This is a genomic window from Pseudochelatococcus lubricantis (assembly GCF_042432495.1).
In the GTDB taxonomy this organism is placed as follows: domain Bacteria; phylum Pseudomonadota; class Alphaproteobacteria; order Rhizobiales; family Beijerinckiaceae; genus Pseudochelatococcus; species Pseudochelatococcus lubricantis.
Genome location: NZ_JBHLXC010000002.1, coordinates 152,332 through 170,490, shown reverse-complemented (window position 1 = coordinate 170,490; position 18,159 = coordinate 152,332). Strand labels below are relative to the sequence as shown.

Below are 18,159 nucleotides of genomic sequence, written 5' to 3'. Positions count from 1 at the left end.
CATAACCGGCGGGCGCGGGCAGATCCGCCATGCTGCCGGCGTTCAGAACCCCAAACAAAATCTCGCGGCATCCTCAGTCCGGAGGTTTGTCAGGGCTTCTTGGTCTCGTCCGGATTGCCGGCCGGAGTCTGCGCGTATGTGTCACGAATAACAACCATGTCCTTCAAAAACGCAACTGAAAGTTGCATATTGCGTGAAGGTGTGTATATAAACGACGGGTCAAACGACAAATTTCGCAATTTTTCGGTCGTTGACGCAATTTATGCGCTTTTCACCGTCATTATCAATATCGGGTGCCGCGGCGTTCATGTCGACCAACGGACACTGGTTCACTGAGCCTGTCATGTTGGTTTCACTAGAAATCTTGAGAAAGTGACGAATATGGACATCGACGTAAAACAAAAGTATATCGACGGAAGACGTGATCGTATACTGTTGACAACGGATGGCCCGGGGGTTGATGCAAGCGCTATTGAAACCATACGGTGCGTCAATTCCGCGGAATTCAACAAGGCATGTGGATCGGTAGTGTCTGCGACCGCCAGTCCGGACGATCATTCGTTCAGGGCGGACATCGGGCTGACGCCACAACTGTCCGCTGTTGCCGCGACATGCGGCGAGCAGATACGCCATGTCGCCGGGGAGCGGGACATGCGCGAACCGGCCGTGATCCTGCTGTTCCGGCGCGCCGGCGGCATGACGCTGCGGGTCGGCGGCAAGCTGACGCCTCTCGACGTGGCGATCGTCAGCTCCGATACCGACTTCGCCATCCGTGCGGGCGACGTGCATGCGCCCTGTTCCATCGGCTGGATCAGCCTGACGGGCACGTCCGCTCTCGCGGCTCGCATGCGGCAGCCGGTGGTCGTGCCTCACACTGCTGCCGCGCCGGCAGATGACGGCGCCAGCCAGGCTGACGCGGGCACGGCGCTGCGGCAGGTCGGTGGCTCCGTTCTCGCGGCGCTGGCGCACGGCGATCCGGCGCCCGGCGCGGATGTGGCACATCTTGCGGCGCAACTGGCCGGCCTGATCGGCGAGGTGCTGGAGAATTGCGAGAGGACCGGGCGGCAGGCAACGGGAGAGGCCGGTCAGGCCGCGGACGGAGACAGGGACGACCGCGACATCATCGCCGCCGTGCAGCGCTATCTGCGCCAGCATGCGCGCGACGCAGACCTGACGCCCGCCCGCCTTGCGCGCCATTGCGCGGTTTCGGTCCGCAAGCTCTATAATGCCTTCGCGGAGGCCGATCTTTCGCTGCACGGCGCGGTGCTGAGCCACCGGCTGGAAGAGGCGCGCCGCCAGTTGAGCGCCCCCGGCGCGAAGAAGGTCACGTCGATTGCCTTCGACTCCGGCTTCAAGGACATATCGACGTTCTACCGGAATTTCCGCCGCGAATTCGGCTACTCGCCGCGCGGCTCCGTGGCGCCTTCGCCGATACAACGGGGGGCCGCGCCGGATCGCGGCACGGCGCGGCCGGTGGCGGAACCGGCGGGCCGAATCGGCGCGCGGCGCGATGAGGAGGGGGAAACCGTTCCCTTGCCGCGCGAAATGCTGTTCAGGCGCCGCGCTCCCCGCCGCGCCGTCCGCTGCCACCCGATGCCGGAGGGCCGCCGTTTCACCGAATAGGGACCCGTTCCGCTCCCGGTTACTCCATGCCGAAAAGTCTGAAGCGGCGCAGCAGCCATTTCTCGATTTCAAGTACGATCATGATGGCGATGCCCAGCAGAACGAGCAGGCCGCCGTCCTGCCAGGTGACGGGCCGCGTGTCGAAGGCCGCCTGCATGAACGGCGCATAGGTGAAGATGAACTGTCCCAGCGCCACGGCGCCGACGGCGGCGAGCACCGCCCGGGTGCCGAGCGCTCCCCGCAATGTAAAGGAGGAGGTGTTGAGATAGCGCACGTTGAACAGATAGAATGTGTCAAGGATGACCAGCGCGTTGACGCACAAGGTGCGTGTCAGGGCGAGATCGTCGCCGCGCGACAGACTGTAGAAATAGACGGCGAGCAGCGCGATCAGGAACAGGACGGAAACCAGAAGCACTCGCCAGAGCATGAACGGCGACAGCAGTCCCGCACGGGCATCGCGCGGCCTGCGCGCCATCACGCCCGGCTCGGCCGGCTCGAACGCCAGCGCAAGTCCCAGCGTGCCCGCCGTGATGAGGTTGAGCCACAGGATCTGCGCCGGCGTCAGCGGCATGGCGAGGCCGGCCGCGATGGCGAAGACAACGGCGAGGAGTTCGCCGCCGTTGGTGGGCAGCGTCCAGGCGATCATCTTGCGAATGTTGTCGTAGACCGTGCGTCCCTCCGAAACGGCGGCGACGATGGAGGCGAAGTTGTCGTCGAGCAGCACGACCTGCGCCGCCTCCTTGGCGGCCTCTGTGCCCTTGCGGCCCATGGCGATGCCGACGTCGGCCTGCCGCAGGGAGGGCGCGTCGTTGACGCCGTCGCCCGTCATGGCGACAACGGCGCCCGTCGTCTGCAGGGCCTTGACGATGCGCAGCTTGTGCTGCGGGCTCGTCCGCGCGAAAACGTCGGTGCGTGCGGCGAACGCCGGCAGTTCGTCGTCTGACAGGGCCTCGACATCCGCGCCGGTCGCCACGGCCGGGGTCGGCGAGAGACCGAGCTGCCGGGCGATCGCGGCGGCGGTGGCGGCATGGTCGCCCGTGATCATCTTCACCGCGATGCCGGCGGTGTGGCACTCGCGGATGGCGGCGACGGCCTCGTCACGCGGCGGGTCGATGAAGCCGGTGAGGCCGATGAACACCAGCCCGTCGCGCAGGTCATCGAACGTGAGGCGGGAGGCGAGCTTCGGCAGCGGGCGGAAGGCGAAGCCGAGCACACGCTCGCCATGCGCCGCTGCCTTGGCGATTTCCTCATGCCAGTAGTCAGCGTCCATGGCCGCGTGGACGTCGTGCCCGGTTCCGTCGCCGGCCATCTGGCTGGTGCACACCTCGATCAGCCGCTCGGGTGCGCCCTTTATGAAGATGATGCCTCCCCCGCCGGGGGCGTGGTGCAGTGTGGCCATGAAGCGGTGGCCGGAATCGAACGGGATCTCGTCCAGGCGCTCCCACGTCCCGCGCTCCTGCGAAGGGTCTAGGTCGGCCTTGCGGGCGAGCGTCAGCAGCGCGCCCTCCATCGGGTCGCCGTCGACGATCCAGCGGCCGTCGCGCCAGTGGAGTTGCGCGTCGTTGCACAGCGCCCCGGCGAGCAGGAGCCGCCCGACAGGGTCTGTCGCGGCAGGGTGCACGGCCTCGCCGTGGAGCGTGGCGATGCCGCCCTCCGGCGCATAGCCCGCGCCCGCGACGCGCAGAAAGTCTTCGGCAGTGATGATGCTGCGCACCGTCATCTCGTTGCGGGTCAGCGTGCCGGTCTTGTCGGAACAGATGACGGAGGTCGCGCCGAGCGTCTCGACGGCTGGCAGACGGCGGATCACGGCGTTGCGCGCGGCCATGCGCCGCACGCCGATGGCGAGCGTGATGGTGATCACGGCCGGCAGCCCTTCCGGCACCACACCCACGGCCAGCGCCACCACGGCAATGAGCGCATCGGCCCAGCCGAAGCTGCGAGCATGGACGGCGAAGAAGAACAGCACCACGCCGCAGGCCAGCGCCAGCAGCGTGAAACGTCGCGCGAATTCGTTGATCTGGCGCAGCAGGGGGGTCGACATCGGCTCGACATTGGCGAGCAGCGTCGAGATGTGGCCGATCTCGGTGGCGGTGCCTGTCGCCACGACGATGCCCGTACCCTGTCCCGCGGCGACCATGGTGCCGGAGAAGGCGAGGCTGGTGCGGTCGCCCAGCGGCGCGTCGGGGGCGGCGGGTACGTTGTGCTTTTCGGCGGCGATCGATTCGCCCGTCAGGATCGCTTCGTCGATCAGCAGGTTGCGCGCGTGCGTCAGGCGCAGGTCGGCTGGCACCCGGTCGCCTGCCTCCAGCAGCACGATGTCGCCCGGCACGAGTTCATCCGCCGGGACGCTGGTGCGCGCGCCGCCGCGGATGACGTTGGCGCGGGGCGAGATCATGTCCCGGATGGCGCCGAGCGCCGCCTCCGCCTTGCCCTCCTGCACGAAGCCCACGACAGCGTTGACCACCACCACCGCCAGAATCACCGCCGCGTCGATCATATGGCCGAGCACGAGGGCCGCGACCGCCCCCGCCAGCAGGACGTAGATCAGCACGTTGTCGAACTGGGCCAGAAAGCGCAGGATGGGGTTGCGGCGCGGCGGCTTCGGCAGCCGGTTGAAGCCGTGGATGCCGCGCCGGCGGCGAACCTGCGCGTCGTCGAGGCCGTCCTCGCCGACCTCCAGTTCCCTGCGGACCGCCTCGGCCGGCAGGGCGTGCCACTGGGGCGCGGGATCGGCGGGGGCTGCTGGCGGTATGGCGTTCATGAAACCTCGTCGGCATCGATGGGGAGCGGCGGAAGGCTAACGTGTATCGCTTAGGCCGCAATGTTCATGCCAGGATATCGCAACGTCGCCGCAGGCGGATGAACGGGAGATGACAAAGCGGCGCAAGGCGGCTGACGATGGCGGTTGCCCTCGGGCGCCGGAATACTCTATTAGCGTCGGGCGGCATGCCTGACGCGCCTTGCCGCGTTCAGGGTGCTTTTCAATGCGCGCGCTGTCGCGCCCGGACCGGGACAAAATGTCGCTACGTATCGTTTTCATGGGCACGCCGGATTTCGCCGTTCCCACACTCGCCGAGATCGTCGGGCAGGGGCACGAGGTCGTCGCCGTCTATACGCGCGCGCCGGCGAAGCGCGGCCGGGGCCTTGCCGAGCAGCCCTCGCCGGTGCACGCCATGGCGGACAGGTTCGGCTTTCCCGTGTTCACGCCGCGCACACTGCGCGATCCGGAGGCCGTCGAGACCTTCCGGTCGCTGGAGGCAGACGTGGCGGTCGTGGTGGCCTACGGCATGATCCTGCCGCAGGAGGTGCTCGATGCGCCCGCGATAGGCTGCCTCAACCTGCACGCCTCGCTGCTGCCGCGCTGGCGCGGGGCGGCGCCCATCCAGCGGGCGGTGATGGCGGGCGATGCGGAGACGGGCGTCGCGGTGATGAAGATGGAGGCTGGCCTCGACACCGGCCCTGTCGGCATGCTGGAGCGCGTCGCCATCGGCCCGGACGAGACGGCGGGCGAACTGCACGATCGTCTGTCCCGCCTTGGCGCGGACCTCATGGCGCGCGCGCTTGCCGCCCTGTCGCGCGGCGCGCTCGGCTTTGTGCCGCAGCCGGAGGAGGGCGTGGCCTACGCCAGCAAGATCACCAACGAGGAAGCGCGTATCGACTGGTCCTGGCCGGCGAAGAAGGTGCACGACCACGTGCGCGGCCTCTCGCCTTTCCCCGGCGCGTTCGTGCTCGCCGATCTCGGGCGCGGCGCGGAGCGGCTCAAGGTGCTGCGCACCGCCGTCGCCGGGGGGGCGGGCGAGCCCGGCACCTTGTTGGATGACGAATTGACCGTCGCCTGCGGCGAGGGCGCCGTGCGCCTGTTGCAGGTGCAGCGTGCGGGCAAGGGCGTCGTTACGGCGGCCGATTTCCTCAACGGCGTTTCCCTGCGCAAGGGCGCTGTCCTCTCCGCATCGGCGGATGACGGAAAGCCCGACTGAATGCCGCGTTACAGGCTGATCGTGGAATATGACGGCACGCCCTATGTCGGTTGGCAATGGCAGGACAACGGGCGGGCGGTTCAGCAGGCGGTGGAGGAGGCGATCGCCGCCTGCACGAATGAGCGTATGCGCGTGCAATGCGCCGGGCGCACGGACGCGGGCGTGCATGCCACGCATCAGGTGGTGCATGTCGATCTGGTGCGCGATTGGCGCGCCGACCGGCTGCGGGACGCCGTCAACGCGCATCTGAAGCTGCAAGGAGATACGGTGGCCGTGGTTGCCGCCGATGCCGTCGACGAGGCGTTCGACGCGCGTCATTCCGCCATCCGGCGTCACTACCTCTACCGCATCCTGAACCGCCGCCCCCAGCCGGCTTTGGAGCGCAACCGCGTCTGGCACGTGCCGCGGCAGCTCGACGCGCCGGCCATGCATGAGGCGGCGCAACGCCTTGTGGGAAAACACGATTTCACGACATTCCGCGCAGCCGATTGTCAGGCAGCGAGCCCTCTCCGCACGCTGGAGCGGCTCGATGTGGAACGCACGGGCGACGAGATCCGCATCTTCGCCGCCGCCCGTTCATTCCTGCACCATCAGGTGCGCTCGATGGCGGGCACGCTCGAACTCGTGGGCGCGGGAAAATGGACGCCGGACGACGTGACCGACGCGCTCGAAGCCCGCCAGCGCGCCCGCTGTGGCACGATGGCGCCGGCGTGCGGGCTTTATCTGATCGGCGTGGATTATCCGTGAGGGCCAGGGGGCGGCTAGAGTGTGTTCCGTTCAGATGAAATCATCTGAACGATCAGAATTCGCTCAAAATAAGGAAGCGAGAATCTGTCCTGTTTCAACTTAAACAGGACAGATTCTAAGGTCCGAAATAGCGCTCCAGCGCACCGCGGTAGATGGCGGTGAGGCTGGCCAGATCGTCGACCGCCACGAACTCGTCCACCTGATGCATGGTGCCGCCAACGGGGCCAAACTCCACCACGGGGCAACAAGCCTGGATGAAGCGCGCGTCGGAGGTGCCGCCCGTCGTGGAAAGCGCCGGCCTGCGGCCCGTCACCGCTTCGACGGCGGCACTCACGATGTCGACGAACGGGCCGGGGTTGGTGAGGAAGGCGACCGCGTTGCTGTAATCGAAGGTGAGGCTTACCTCGGCGTCGCCCTCGCGCCGCGCGCGGGCGAGGCGCCCTTCGATCTCGGCCTTCAGGCTGTCCAGCGTCCAGCGGTCATTGAAGCGGACATTGAACACCGCCTTCGCCTCGCCGGGGATGAGGTTGGTGGCCGGGTTGCCGACGTCGACGGTCGTGACTTCCAGATTGGACGGATCGAAATGCGCGGTGCCATCGTCAAGCGCCGGCCCGGTGAGGGCTTCTAGCGCGCGCAGCAGCGTTGGCAGCGGATTCAGGGCAAGGTGCGGATAGCCGACATGGCCTTGCCGCCCCGTCACGGTCAGCCGCCCGGTGAGAGAGCCGCGCCGGCCGATCTTGATCATGTCGCCGAGGCTCGCGGGATTGGTTGGCTCGCCCAGGATGCAGTGCGAAAACTGCTCGCCGCGCGCCTTCGCCCATTCCAGCAGCTTCACCGTGCCGTTGACGGCCGGGCCTTCCTCGTCCCCCGTCAGCAGGAAGGCGATGGAGCCGCCGAATGACGGATGGGCGGCGATGAAATCGGTCGCTGCCGTCACCATCGCCGCGACGCCGCCCTTCATGTCGCACGCGCCGCGCCCGTAGAGGCGCCCGTCCACGATCTCGCCCGCGAAGGGATCGTGCCGCCAGCGCGCAACATCGCCCGTCGGCACCACATCCGTATGCCCGGCGAAGACGAGCAGCGGCGCGCCCGTGCCGTAGCGGGCGTAAAGGTTGTCGACGTCCGGCGTGCCGGGGGCGGAGAAGGTCACCCGCTCCACGGAAAAACCGGCGGCGGCGAGGTGGGAGGCGAGCAGCGTGAGCGCGCCGCCCTCCGCCGGCGTGACGGAGGGGCAGCGGATGAGATCCTGCGCGAGCAGGACGGCGGGGTGGATCGCGGCGTCGGACATCGGGAACTCAGTCGCGCAGCAGGTCGTTGATGCTTGTCTTGGCGCGCGTCTGTGCGTCGACGCGCTTGACGATCACCGCCGCGTAGAGGGAGGGGCCGGGCGTGCCGTCGGGCAGGGGCTTGCCGGGCAGACTGCCGGGCACCACCACGGAATAGGGCGGCACCTCGCCGCGGAAAACTTCGCCGGTCTCGCGGTCGATGATCTTTGTCGAGGCGCTGATGAACACGCCCATCGACAGCACCGCGCCCTCGCGGACGATTACGCCCTCGACCACCTCGGACCGGGCGCCGATGAAGCAATCGTCCTCGATGATGACGGGGTTCGCCTGCAACGGCTCCAGCACGCCGCCGATGCCGACGCCGCCGGACAGATGCACGTTCCTGCCGATCTGCGCGCAGGAGCCGACGGTCGCCCAGGTGTCGACCATTGTGCCCTCGCCCACATAGGCGCCGAGATTAACGAAGGAAGGCATCAGCACGACGCCGGGCGCGATATGGGCGCCGTAGCGCACCGTGACGTTCGGCACCGCGCGGAAGCCGGCCTCGCGGAAGGTGGGCGCATCCCAGCCGGCGAACTTTGAGGGCACCTTGTCCCACCACACGGCGCCGCCGGGGCCGCCTTCGATGACGTGCATATCGTTGAGGCGGAAGGAAAGCAGCACCGCCTTCTTCAGCCACTGGTTGACGCGCCACGCGCCGTCGACCTTCTCGGCCACCCGCGCCCGCCCACTGTCGAGCAGGCGCAGCGCCTCCTCCACGCCGTCGCGAATCTCGCCGGCGGTGGCGACGGAGATTTCGGCCCGCTTTTCCCAGGCGCTGTCGATGATGGAGGCGATGGCGTCGTATGTCATGGTTATCCGTGTTCTCGTTGCGGCACGGTCGGGAGCGTGCATCGAAAACGCAAATTTGCCCGCCGCCGCCCGCCTGTCAATGGCCGACGACAGGATCTGGCCACAGGCGGGACCGGGCACGATCTCGCGGAACGGCATGCCGGAATCTCAGCCCCTCGCGGGGCTACCCTCGGCATAGCCTCTCTGTCGATGCTGCCGGCGGTTTTCTCGATCGCCGGTAGGAGGGAAGAGCTGCCGATTACTCGGTAACCGGCAGATCGCTTTCCACGGTTTTCTTGCGGGTGCGCGTCGCCCGCAGCTTGCGCACGGGGGGGGCGGCCTCTTCTTCGCCCACGCTGCCTTCCTCCACACTGGTGACCGCTACGGCCGTGGTGCGGCGGCGGCGGGTGCGCGGCGCGGGCGCCTCGGCGGGCTCTTCCGCGGCGGTGACGGGAGCAGGCGGCGCCGGCTCCGGCGCAGCAACGGCGACCGGCGCGGCAGCCGCCACATCGGCAGTCTGGTCGCGGGGAGCGGCTTCGGGCGCCTCATCGGCGGCGCGGGGGCGCGCGACAACAGGCTGCTCATCGGTCTCGACAGCGGTGGTGCGCACCGGCGTGGTCAGGAAAGCGGGCAGGGAAGGCTGGCGGGCCGCGCCGGCATCCTCGGCGGGTTGCTGCGCATAGCCGTTGATGTTTTCCTCGCGCCTGCGGCGGAAGCGTTCGCGGCGGTCCTGCCGTTCGCTCCTGTCGTGCGCTCCGCGCTCCTGCGGGGCGCCATCCTGCGTGCGGTCCTGTCCCCGGCCGGACCTTTCGCTGCGTTCGCGCTGGGGAACGGGCTGGCCCTCGTCATCGAAGGCGGCAAGACGCGAGTCAGTCTGACGCTGGCCGCCCTGTCGCTGGTCGGAGGCGCGCGTATCGGGCTGGGGCGAGCCGTAGTCCTGCACGCCATAGCCGTAGCCGCCGTCCTCGCCCGCATCCTCCTGATCGTCGTCGAAGGGACGCGGGAAACCGAAGTTCTGCTGATATTGCGCCTGGGCGGCGAGAATGATGCGCAGGTAGTGTTCCGCGTGCTGGAGATAGTTCTCCGCCGCCACCGGATCGCCGGCGACGTGCGCGTCACGCGACAACTGCGTGTATTTCTCGGCGATGTGCTGAGCCGTGCCCCGCACCTTCACGTCCGGCCCATTTGACTCGAACGTCTTCGTCAGCGGGTTGGGAGCCTTGCGGTTGCGGTTGCGCATGCGTCTGTTTTGACCTGGTCTCATCGACTATCTCATTGGGAGCTGTAACTGGGGGACGTCACGTCCCCGCTGCCATCCGGTGGGCCGCGGAAATGCCGATCGCTCGCTGCATCGGTTACTCGTCCGTAACGCCGGTACTTCAACCCTCGCGCTCATGCGGCAAGGGCACCTGGTTGCCCCCGTCGCGCAAGGGCGGCAAAAGGCCTTTGGTTCGTTAATGTTCTTATATCCTCGATACCGCTTTCCAGAATCCGCGCACGCCCGCAAGCATGCGCTCCGGCGATGTCTGGCCCGGCGCGCGGGATGCCACGCAATTCAACAACACGGCGAAATCCGCGACCGCCCGCACGCGCCCTCGGCGGGAAGGCGCGCTGCGACAGTCGAAAACAGCCGGATACGTCGATGGATCACACGAAATCCCGATCTGCTGGAATCATCCATTACGATAGATGCGATCAGTTCAACAGATTGTGCGAAAAGCTGCCCGGAACCTGCACGCAGTGGAGGCGTCCCAGGTAATACAGTCAACAGCCAAGCCTGATTCACGCTTCGACACTACCGGCTTACCCCTGTCCCGCCAAGCGTTTTTTGTCTGGAAAGTATCAAGCAGCCTCATCTTTCATATTAATGTGGCAACAATGACGCGCTCGATTCCAGACAGGTCGGCGAGCGGCGGGTGGGCGGACAGCCCCTGCGCCCGCGCGATATCCGCAACGGACGCCGCCTGTCCACGGCCGAATTCCACGATGACGGCGCCATCCGCGCGCAAGAGCCGGCGCGCATCGGCGAATATCTGCCGGTAGGCATCAAGCCCATCGGCACCGCCATCGAGCGCGAGATGTGGATCGTAATCCCTTACATCGGGTTCCAGCCCTTCCACGTCAAGGGTTTCGATGTAGGGTGGGTTGGAAAGGATCATGTCCGCGCTGCTGTCGGCCAGCGCCGATCCCCACGATCCCGCGATGATCGACAAGCGCTCCGCGACGCCGTTGCGGCGGGCGTTGTCGCGGGCGACCCGCGCGGCATCGGGAGCGAGATCGACGGCGATACCGCGCGCCGCCGGCAGTTCGTGTGCCACCGCGACGGCGATGCAGCCGGAGCCGGTGCCGAGATCGACAAAGGTGACGGGCGAATCGCCACGCGCCGCGGCGATTCGCCCGTGTTCGGCGACGGCCGCCTCGACGACGAATTCCGTCTCCGGGCGCGGCACGAGCGTGGCCGGGGAGAGGGTGAACGGCAGGCCCCAGAATTCCCATTGCCCGAGAATGCGCGCCACCGGCTCGCGGGCGCGGCGGCGGCGCGCCATCGCCGCAAGGCGCGCGAGCGCGGCGTCGCCGAGCGGCGCGTCGGGCCAGGCATAGAGATCGGCCGTCGACAGATTCGCCGCCGCCTTCAGCAGAATGCGCGCGTCGAGGGCGGCGGTGTCGATGCCCGCTTCCCGCAGGTCTGCGGTCAGCCGCTTCAGGGCCTGCGCGCGGGAGGTCGGCTGCGTCATCGGCCGGCGATCATGCCTGCGCCGCGAGCTGTTCGGCCTGATGCTCGGCGATCAGGGCATCGAGCAGCTGGTCGAGGCCGGTGCCCATCATCACCTCGTCCAGCTTGTAGAGGGTGAGGTTGATGCGGTGGTCCGTGACGCGCCCCTGCGGGAAGTTATAGGTGCGGATGCGCTCGGAGCGGTCGCCCGAGCCCACCTGCAGCTTGCGGTCCTGCGCGCGCTCGGCGTCCTTGCGGCTGCGCTCGGCATCATAGAGACGGGCGCGCAGCATGGACATGGCCTTGGCGCGGTTGCGGTGCTGGGAGCGCTCCTCCTGCACCAACACCACGGTGTTGGTGGGGATATGCGTGATGCGGATGGCCGATTCGGTCTTGTTGACGTGCTGGCCGCCCGCGCCGCCGGAGCGCATGGTCTCGATGCGCAGGTCCGATTCGTCGATGGCGACATCCACCTCCTCCGCCTCCGGCAGCACGGCGACCGTGGCGGCGGAGGTGTGGATGCGGCCGGACGCCTCCGTATCCGGCACGCGCTGCACGCGATGCGTGCCGGATTCGAACTTCAGGCGCGCGAACACACCCCGGCCCGTCACCTCCGCGACCACTTCCTTGTAGCCGCCGGCCGTGCCGGGGCTCTCGGACAGAATCTCGACCGACCAGCCCTTCGTGGCGGCATAGCGCGTGTACATGCGCAGCAGGTCTCCCGCGAACAGCGCGGCCTCGTCGCCGCCCGTGCCGCCACGGATTTCAAGGATGGCGCTCTTCTCGTCGGCGCTGTCCTTAGGCAGCAGCATGATCGTCAGCGTGCGCGCAGCTTCCGCAAGTTGCGCCACGGCTGCCGGGCGCTCGTCCGCCGCGAAGGCGCGCATCTCCCGGTCCGTCTTCGGATCGCCGATGAGCGAATCGATCTCCGCGAGGTCGCTCTCCGCCGTCTTGAAGGTGCGGATCGCCTCCACGACGGGGTCTAGCTCCGACAGCTCCCGCGACAGCGAAACGAACGTGTCGGAATCGGCACCGGCCGCCAGCGTCGCCGTCAGCACGGCGTGGCGGTCGAGAATGGCGGCGAGCCGGTCGGCGGGAGGGGTGATGATGTCGGTCATGAATATCTTGTCGGGGAAATGGATGCGGCAGCGTGGAACCGCAAGGGCGGCGGCGCGAAACGGAGACACGCTACACCGGAATCCCCCGCGCGGCTGCAAAGCCCGCCAGCGCCTGGCGCAGCGTGCCCCGGTCGCCCGCCGTCGCCAGCAGCCGGTTCATCTCCGCCGTGATGGCGCCCGTGTCGAGCGACAGCAGCATGGCCTTCACCGGGCCGATGGAGGCCGGTGACATGGAAAGCGACCGGTAGCCCAGGCCGATGAGCGCCATCGCCTCCAGCGGCTTGCCGCCGATCTCGCCGCACAGCGTCACCGGCGTGTTGCCGGCACTGGCGCTGTCGTGAATGACCTTCAGCGCGCGCAGCAGCGGCGTGCTGAGCGGGTCGAAGCGCTCGGCCACCTGCCGGTTCTCGCGGTCGGCGGCGAACAGGAACTGCATCAGGTCGTTGGAGCCGACGGAGAGAAAGTCCGCGACCCGCACCAGTTCCTCGATCTGGAACACCAGCGAGGGCACCTCCACCATCACGCCCACGGCGATGGAGGAGGGCTCGACATGGCCGTGCTTGCGCAGGTAGGACAGCTCGCGCGTGACGATGGCCTTCGCGCGATTGAACTCCTCGACGGTGGCGACCATGGGGAACATCACTTTCAGCGCCCGCCCGCTGCAAGCCTTCAGCAGCGCGCGCACCTGCGCCCGCAGCAGGCCGGGCCGGTCGAGGCCAATGCGGATGGCGCGCCAGCCCAGCGCCGGATTCTCCTCCTCCACCGCCTGCATGTAGGGCAGCACCTTGTCGCCGCCGATATCCAGCGTGCGGAAGGTCACCGGCGCGCCGTTCAGTTCGTCGAGCACCTGCCGGTAGAGCGCCTCCTGCTCGCTGGTGGAGGGCATGCGCTCGGCGATCATGAACTGCAGTTCCGTGCGGAACAGGCCGACGCCGTCGGCATTCGTCTCCGACACGTGCGGCAGGTCGACGAGCAGGCCGGCGTTGAGATTGAGCGATATCCGCTCGCCGTCGAGTGTCAGCGCGGGCAGGTCGCGCAGGCTGCGGTACTGCTCCTGCCGCTTGGCGCGCAGCCGCGCCTTCTCGGCGTAGGCGGACTGGACGTCGGGCTGGGGACGCACCTGCACGTCGCCCGCCGAACCGTCGACGATGACGGCATCGCCCGCCTCCAGCATGCCGGCGATGCCGGCGATCTCGCTGACGGTGGGGATGCCGAGCGCGCGCGCGACGATGGCGATATGGCTCGCCGGTCCGCCTTCCTCCAGCACGAGGCCGCGCAGGCGCGAGCGGTCGTAGTCGAGCAGCGCCGCCGGTCCCATGGAGCGCGCCACCAGGATGGCGTTCTCCGGCAGTTCCTCGCGCGAGGCGCCGAAATGCTCGCCGGCGAGCGCGTGCAGCAGGCGGTCGGACAATTCGTCGAGATCGTGCAGCCGGTCGCGCAGATAGGGGTCCGTCTGGCGCAACATGCGCGCGCGCACGTCCGACTGCACGCGCTCGACGGCGGCCTCGGCCGTGAGGCCGGTGCCCACGACCTCGCGCACGCGCCTGATCCAGCCCTGATCGTTCGCGAACATGCGCACCGTCTCCAGCACGTCGCGGTGCTCGCCATGATGGGCGACGTCGCCGCGCTCCACCAGCCGGTCGATGGTCTCGCGCACGGCAGCGACGCCCTTGTCGATGCGTGCGAGTTCGTGCGCCGGATCGTCCGCGAGAAGATTGTTCACCACGACGCGCGGCTCGTGCAGCACCGCGTGGCCGAGCCCCACGCCGTCTGCCAGCGAAACGCCGCGCAGGTGCAGGGAGCGGCGCACGGCGATGTCGGCGCCCGGTTTCGCCAGCGCCTGCAGCTCGCCGGAGGCGATCATCTCCGCGAGCACCATGGCCGTGGTCTGCAGCGCCTCGATCTCTTCTTCCGTATAGTTGCGCTGGGCGCGGTTCTGGACGACGAGAACGCCGAGCGTGTTGCCGGCGCGCAGGATGGGAACGCCAAGGAAGCTGCGGTACACTTCCTCCCCGGTTTCCGGCTTGTAGGAATAAGCGGGGTGGAGCTGCGCGTCCGCCAGCGCGAGCGGTTCAGCGTCGCGGGCGATGGTGCCGACGATGCCCTCGCCGAGGCGCATGGTCGTCATGTGGACGGCCTCGGGATTGAGGCCCTCCGTGGCGTAAAGCTCCAGCGTGCCGTCGATGCGCAGCACGTAGACCGAGCACACCTCCGCGACCATGTTGGAGGCAATAACGACCACGATCCGGTCCAGCCGCTCCTGCGCACTGACCGGTTCCGCCATGACCTCGCGCAGACGACGCAACAGCAATCGTGGGCTCCCCAACGCTCCCCGCATCAGCCCGTTCCCGAAAAGCCGCTCCCTGTCGCGGGGCGGCACCACACCGGCCCGAAACCGCGACTCACGACGCAGCTCCCCGGCAGCCCATGTGCGGGGTATAACCAAGCTTCATGCAACATCGCAAGCGTCAACGCCCAAAAGAATGATGCGGATTGCAGTTGTGCAATGCAACATTGACCTCTCCAGGACGTCACGCGCGTTTGTCGCACGCAATCGTGCACGTCACACGACAACGGCGCAATCCGCCGCCGGCCCGTTCAGCTTGCGGCCTTCGTTTCCGCCTCGGGCTTCCTGTCGAGTCCGTAGAGCGCGTGGAGCGTGCGCACGGCAAGCTCCGTATATTCGGCATCGATCAGCACCGAGAACTTGATCTCCGATGTGGTGATCGCACGGATGTTGATGCCCTTGTCCGCCAGGGCGCGGAAGGCGCGCGCGGCGACGCCCGCATGGCTGCGCATGCCGATGCCGATGGCGGAAATCTTCACAACGTCGGTTGCGCCCTGCAGGGAGGTGAAGCCGATGGTGGCGCGGTGATCCTCCAGGATCTGGCGCGCCCGCTCATAGCTGGAGGCCGGAACGGTGAAGGTGATGTCGGTTGTCGTCGTGTCGTCGGAAACGACCTGGATGATCATATCGACATTGATATTGGCATCCGCCAGCGGGCCGAAGATCGCCGCGGCGATGCCCGGATGGTCTGCAACGCGCCGCAGCGTGATCTGTGCTTCGTCTCGCGAGAAGGCGATGCCGGTCACGACCTGTTGTTCCAATATATCCTCCTCATCGCAAATCAGGGTGCCGGGCCGGGGCGCGGCCGGATCGTCGAAACTGGAACGCACGAAGGTGCGCACCTTGTAGAGCATGGCGAGTTCCACCGAGCGCACCTGCAGCACTTTCGCGCCGAGCGAGGCCATTTCGAGCATTTCCTCGAAGGAGACGCGGTCGAGCCGGCTGGCGTGGGGCACCACGCGCGGGTCGGTGGTGTAGACGCCGTCGACGTCCGTGTAGATATCGCACCGGTCGGCGTTGATGGCGGCGGCGACGGCCACCGCGCTCGTATCCGAGCCGCCGCGCCCGAGCGTCGTGATGCGCCCGGTCTGCTGGTGAATGCCCTGGAAGCCTGCGATCACCGCGATCTGGTTATTCTTCTCGAACGCCTCGATAAGCGGCGCGCCGTCCATGCCGGTGATGCGGGCGGCGCCGTGGGCGCCGTCGGTCAGGATCGGAATCTGCCAGCCGAGCCACGAGCGCGCATCGAGCCCCATGGATTGCAGCGTGATTGCCAGGAGGCCGGCCGTGATCTGCTCGCCCGACGCGACCACTGCGTCATATTCGCGCGCGTCGTGCAGGGCGGAGGCCTCGCGGCACCACCCCACCAGTTCGTTGGTTTTGCCCGACATGGCCGATACGACGACGGCGACCTGATGGCCTGCATCCACCTCGCGTTTTACATGGAGAGCCACGTTGCGGATTCGTTCAATCGTGGCGACGGACGTACCGCCGAACTTCAACACCAGACGGGCCATGATGGAATCGGGTTCGCTTTCCGTTGGCTTGCACCGCCGCAGCGGCCGGGAAAACCGGGACTGAAGGAACTGGCGCCAGATGGAACCGGAGCCTGTGGAACTGGCATTCAACCGCTGAAAACGGCATGAAAGGCGTGTATAGATGCCGGGGGCGGGCCCGCATGTCAATGGTCCGCATGTGCCGGTCGGACGAACGGCGGGTGACGTCTGACGACGCCCGCCCGGCCGGGCGCGGGACAGGGGCTTGCCCGAGATGCAGCAGGAGGACGCGGTGACTGGCACACGACAGACTGAGGCGGGAACGGTCGATCCCGACGAGGTGGCCCGCTTCGAGCGCCTCGCCGGCACATGGTGGGACCCGCGCGGGCCGATGCGTCCGCTTCACCGCTTCAACCCCGTGCGGGTGGGCTACATCCGCGACCTCGCCGCGAATCGCTTCGGGCGCGACATCCGCGCCGATGCCCCGCTGGCCGGGCTTTCGGTGCTCGACATCGGCTGCGGCGGCGGTGTGCTTTCGGAGCCGCTGGCGCGTCTCGGCGCGTCCGTCACCGGGCTCGATCCGGCAGAGAAGAATCTTGCCGTGGCGCGAGCGCACGCGGCGGGGGAGGGGCTCGCCATCGACTACCGCGCGCAGACGGTGGAGAGCGTGGCCGCCAGCGGCGAGCAATTCGATGTCGTGCTCGCCATGGAGGTGGTGGAGCACGTGGCCGATGTCGAGGCTTTCGTCGCCGCGACCTGCGCCGTCGTGCGGCCGGGCGGTCTGCTCGTCATGGCGACCCTGAACCGCACGGCGAAATCCTTCGCGCTCGCCATCGTGGGAGCGGAGTACGTGCTGCGCTGGCTGCCGCGCGGCACGCATGACTGGCGCCGGTTCATCACGCCCGACGAACTTGCCGCCGCCATCTCCCGGCACGGCCTGGCCGTCACGGACCGCACAGGCGTCGTCTATCGGCCGCTGGGCGATACGTGGCAGACGTCGTCCGACCTGTCGGTGAATTATATGCTGGCGGCGGCGCGCGTCTGAGCGGGCCGCGCCTCGCCCGCCGCTTCCTCCGGCGCCAGGGGCTCTTCCTGGGCCGCCGCGTTTTCGCGTGCCTTGCGCCGCAGCGCCGCGATGGAGGCGTTGAGTTCCGCCCCGTAGATGAAAATGGCGGCGAGCATATAGAGAAATACCAGCACGATCATGCCCGACGCCAACCCCGCGTAGGTCGAGACATAGTTGCGCGCGAAGCTGTCGAGATAAAGGCCGAAGGCCGTGCCGCCGACGAGCCAGAGAACCAGCGTCACCGCGACCCCCGGCAGCACCGACAGCAGCGTGCGCCGTTCGCCGAGCAGGCGGTCCTTCTTGCGGCGCGCGCGTTCGCTGGGCAGCCACAGATGGCCGACGAAGAGCGCGATCACGATCACCAGCGTCGCCACCGAGAAGCGCGCGGCGAATACGAGGCCATGCAGAGGCTGGAGCGCGGGCACGTATTCCACCAGCGTGCGCCATAGCAGCGGCCCTAGTACGACGAGGAACGAGAACACGATCAATGCCGCCGCGCCGCCGATCACATAGGCGAAGGCCTCAAGCCGCGTCAGCCACCACGGGCGTGTCTCCGTCACGTCATAGGCGCGGTTGAGGCCGATGCGCAGCGCCTCCACCCCGTTCGACGAGAAGTAGAGCGCAAGCAAGGCGCCCACGGTGAGCAGGTCGCCGCGCTTGATGGTGAGCACATGGTGGAGTTCGCGCCCGATCGGCCCTGCGACCTCCTGCGGCCAGGCCTCCAGCATCAGGTCGGTGACGGAATCGGCAAGCCCTTCGGCCTGAAACGTACTGGCGAGCGCGGCGATGAGGATGACGAAGGGAAACAGCGACATCAGCGCCGAGAGCGCGATATGGCTCGCGATGGCCCAGCCATCATGGGCGTCGAAGCGGCGGAACGACATCCAGATCAGCTTTGCAAGGCGGGTCACGATGTCCAAACCGACCCCTCCGCGTGCCAGTATCGGGGATGGAC

The 18,159-nt window shown here is 67.8% G+C and carries 13 protein-coding genes; 4 read left to right on the top strand and 9 right to left on the bottom strand.

Annotated elements, in window-relative coordinates; translation table 11 throughout:
- The first annotated feature begins 528 nt into the window (after positions 1-528).
- Entirely contained in the window at positions 529-1,623 is a 1,095-nt protein-coding gene (locus tag ACFFJ7_RS03660; RefSeq protein ID WP_377590791.1) for a helix-turn-helix transcriptional regulator, read from the top strand.
- A gap of 19 nt (positions 1,624-1,642) precedes the next feature.
- On the opposite strand, the gene ACFFJ7_RS03655 is transcribed toward ACFFJ7_RS03660, so the two are convergent.
- On the bottom strand, positions 1,643-4,384 hold the full coding sequence (locus tag ACFFJ7_RS03655; RefSeq protein ID WP_377590790.1) for an HAD-IC family P-type ATPase: 2,742 nt from the start codon (positions 4,382-4,384) through the stop codon (positions 1,643-1,645).
- A gap of 256 nt (positions 4,385-4,640) precedes the next feature.
- On the opposite strand from ACFFJ7_RS03655, the gene fmt reads away from it, so the two are divergent.
- The gene (fmt, locus tag ACFFJ7_RS03650) at positions 4,641-5,600 is read left to right on the top strand and encodes a methionyl-tRNA formyltransferase (RefSeq protein ID WP_377590789.1); all 960 of its coding nucleotides are present in this window, start codon (positions 4,641-4,643) and stop codon (positions 5,598-5,600) included.
- The gene (gene truA / locus ACFFJ7_RS03645; RefSeq protein WP_377590788.1) at positions 5,601-6,347 is read left to right on the top strand and encodes a tRNA pseudouridine(38-40) synthase TruA; all 747 of its coding nucleotides are present in this window, start codon (positions 5,601-5,603) and stop codon (positions 6,345-6,347) included.
- A 115-nt stretch (positions 6,348-6,462) separates the two neighbouring features.
- On the opposite strand, the gene dapE is transcribed toward truA, so the two are convergent.
- The 7 genes from dapE to ACFFJ7_RS03610 all read right to left on the bottom strand — a co-directional run bounded on the left by dapE (position 6,463) and on the right by ACFFJ7_RS03610 (position 16,159).
- Positions 6,463-7,635, bottom strand: a complete 1,173-nt coding sequence (dapE, locus tag ACFFJ7_RS03640; RefSeq protein ID WP_377590787.1) for a succinyl-diaminopimelate desuccinylase — start codon at positions 7,633-7,635, stop codon at positions 6,463-6,465.
- 7 nt (positions 7,636-7,642) lie between these two features.
- Entirely contained in the window at positions 7,643-8,485 is an 843-nt protein-coding gene (gene dapD / locus ACFFJ7_RS03635; protein ID WP_377590786.1) for a 2,3,4,5-tetrahydropyridine-2,6-dicarboxylate N-succinyltransferase, read from the bottom strand.
- 238 nt (positions 8,486-8,723) lie between these two features.
- Entirely contained in the window at positions 8,724-9,728 is a 1,005-nt protein-coding gene (locus ACFFJ7_RS03630; RefSeq protein WP_377590785.1) for a DUF4167 domain-containing protein, read from the bottom strand.
- A gap of 595 nt (positions 9,729-10,323) precedes the next feature.
- Positions 10,324-11,199, bottom strand: coding sequence for a peptide chain release factor N(5)-glutamine methyltransferase (gene prmC / locus ACFFJ7_RS03625; RefSeq protein ID WP_377590784.1), 876 nt, complete (start codon positions 11,197-11,199; stop codon positions 10,324-10,326).
- Positions 11,200-11,209: 10 nt separating this feature from the next.
- Positions 11,210-12,286, bottom strand: a complete 1,077-nt coding sequence (prfA, locus tag ACFFJ7_RS03620; RefSeq protein WP_377592061.1) for a peptide chain release factor 1 — start codon at positions 12,284-12,286, stop codon at positions 11,210-11,212.
- 79 nt (positions 12,287-12,365) lie between these two features.
- A complete protein-coding gene (gene ptsP, locus ACFFJ7_RS03615; RefSeq protein ID WP_166954592.1) occupies positions 12,366-14,633 on the bottom strand; it encodes a phosphoenolpyruvate--protein phosphotransferase in 2,268 nt (755 codons plus the stop codon).
- Positions 14,634-14,893: 260 nt separating this feature from the next.
- Positions 14,894-16,159: an aspartate kinase gene (locus ACFFJ7_RS03610; RefSeq protein ID WP_166954594.1), complete on the bottom strand. Its 1,266-nt coding sequence runs from the start codon at positions 16,157-16,159 to the stop codon at positions 14,894-14,896.
- A gap of 253 nt (positions 16,160-16,412) precedes the next feature.
- On the opposite strand from ACFFJ7_RS03610, the gene ubiG reads away from it, so the two are divergent.
- Entirely contained in the window at positions 16,413-17,183 is a 771-nt protein-coding gene (ubiG, locus tag ACFFJ7_RS03605; RefSeq protein WP_166954596.1) for a bifunctional 2-polyprenyl-6-hydroxyphenol methylase/3-demethylubiquinol 3-O-methyltransferase UbiG, read from the top strand.
- On the opposite strand, the gene ACFFJ7_RS03600 is transcribed toward ubiG, so the two are convergent.
- Positions 17,156-18,115, bottom strand: coding sequence for a YihY/virulence factor BrkB family protein (locus ACFFJ7_RS03600; RefSeq protein WP_377592060.1), 960 nt, complete (start codon positions 18,113-18,115; stop codon positions 17,156-17,158). The genes ubiG and ACFFJ7_RS03600 overlap by 28 nt on opposite strands.
- Positions 18,116-18,159: the final 44 nt, after the last annotated feature.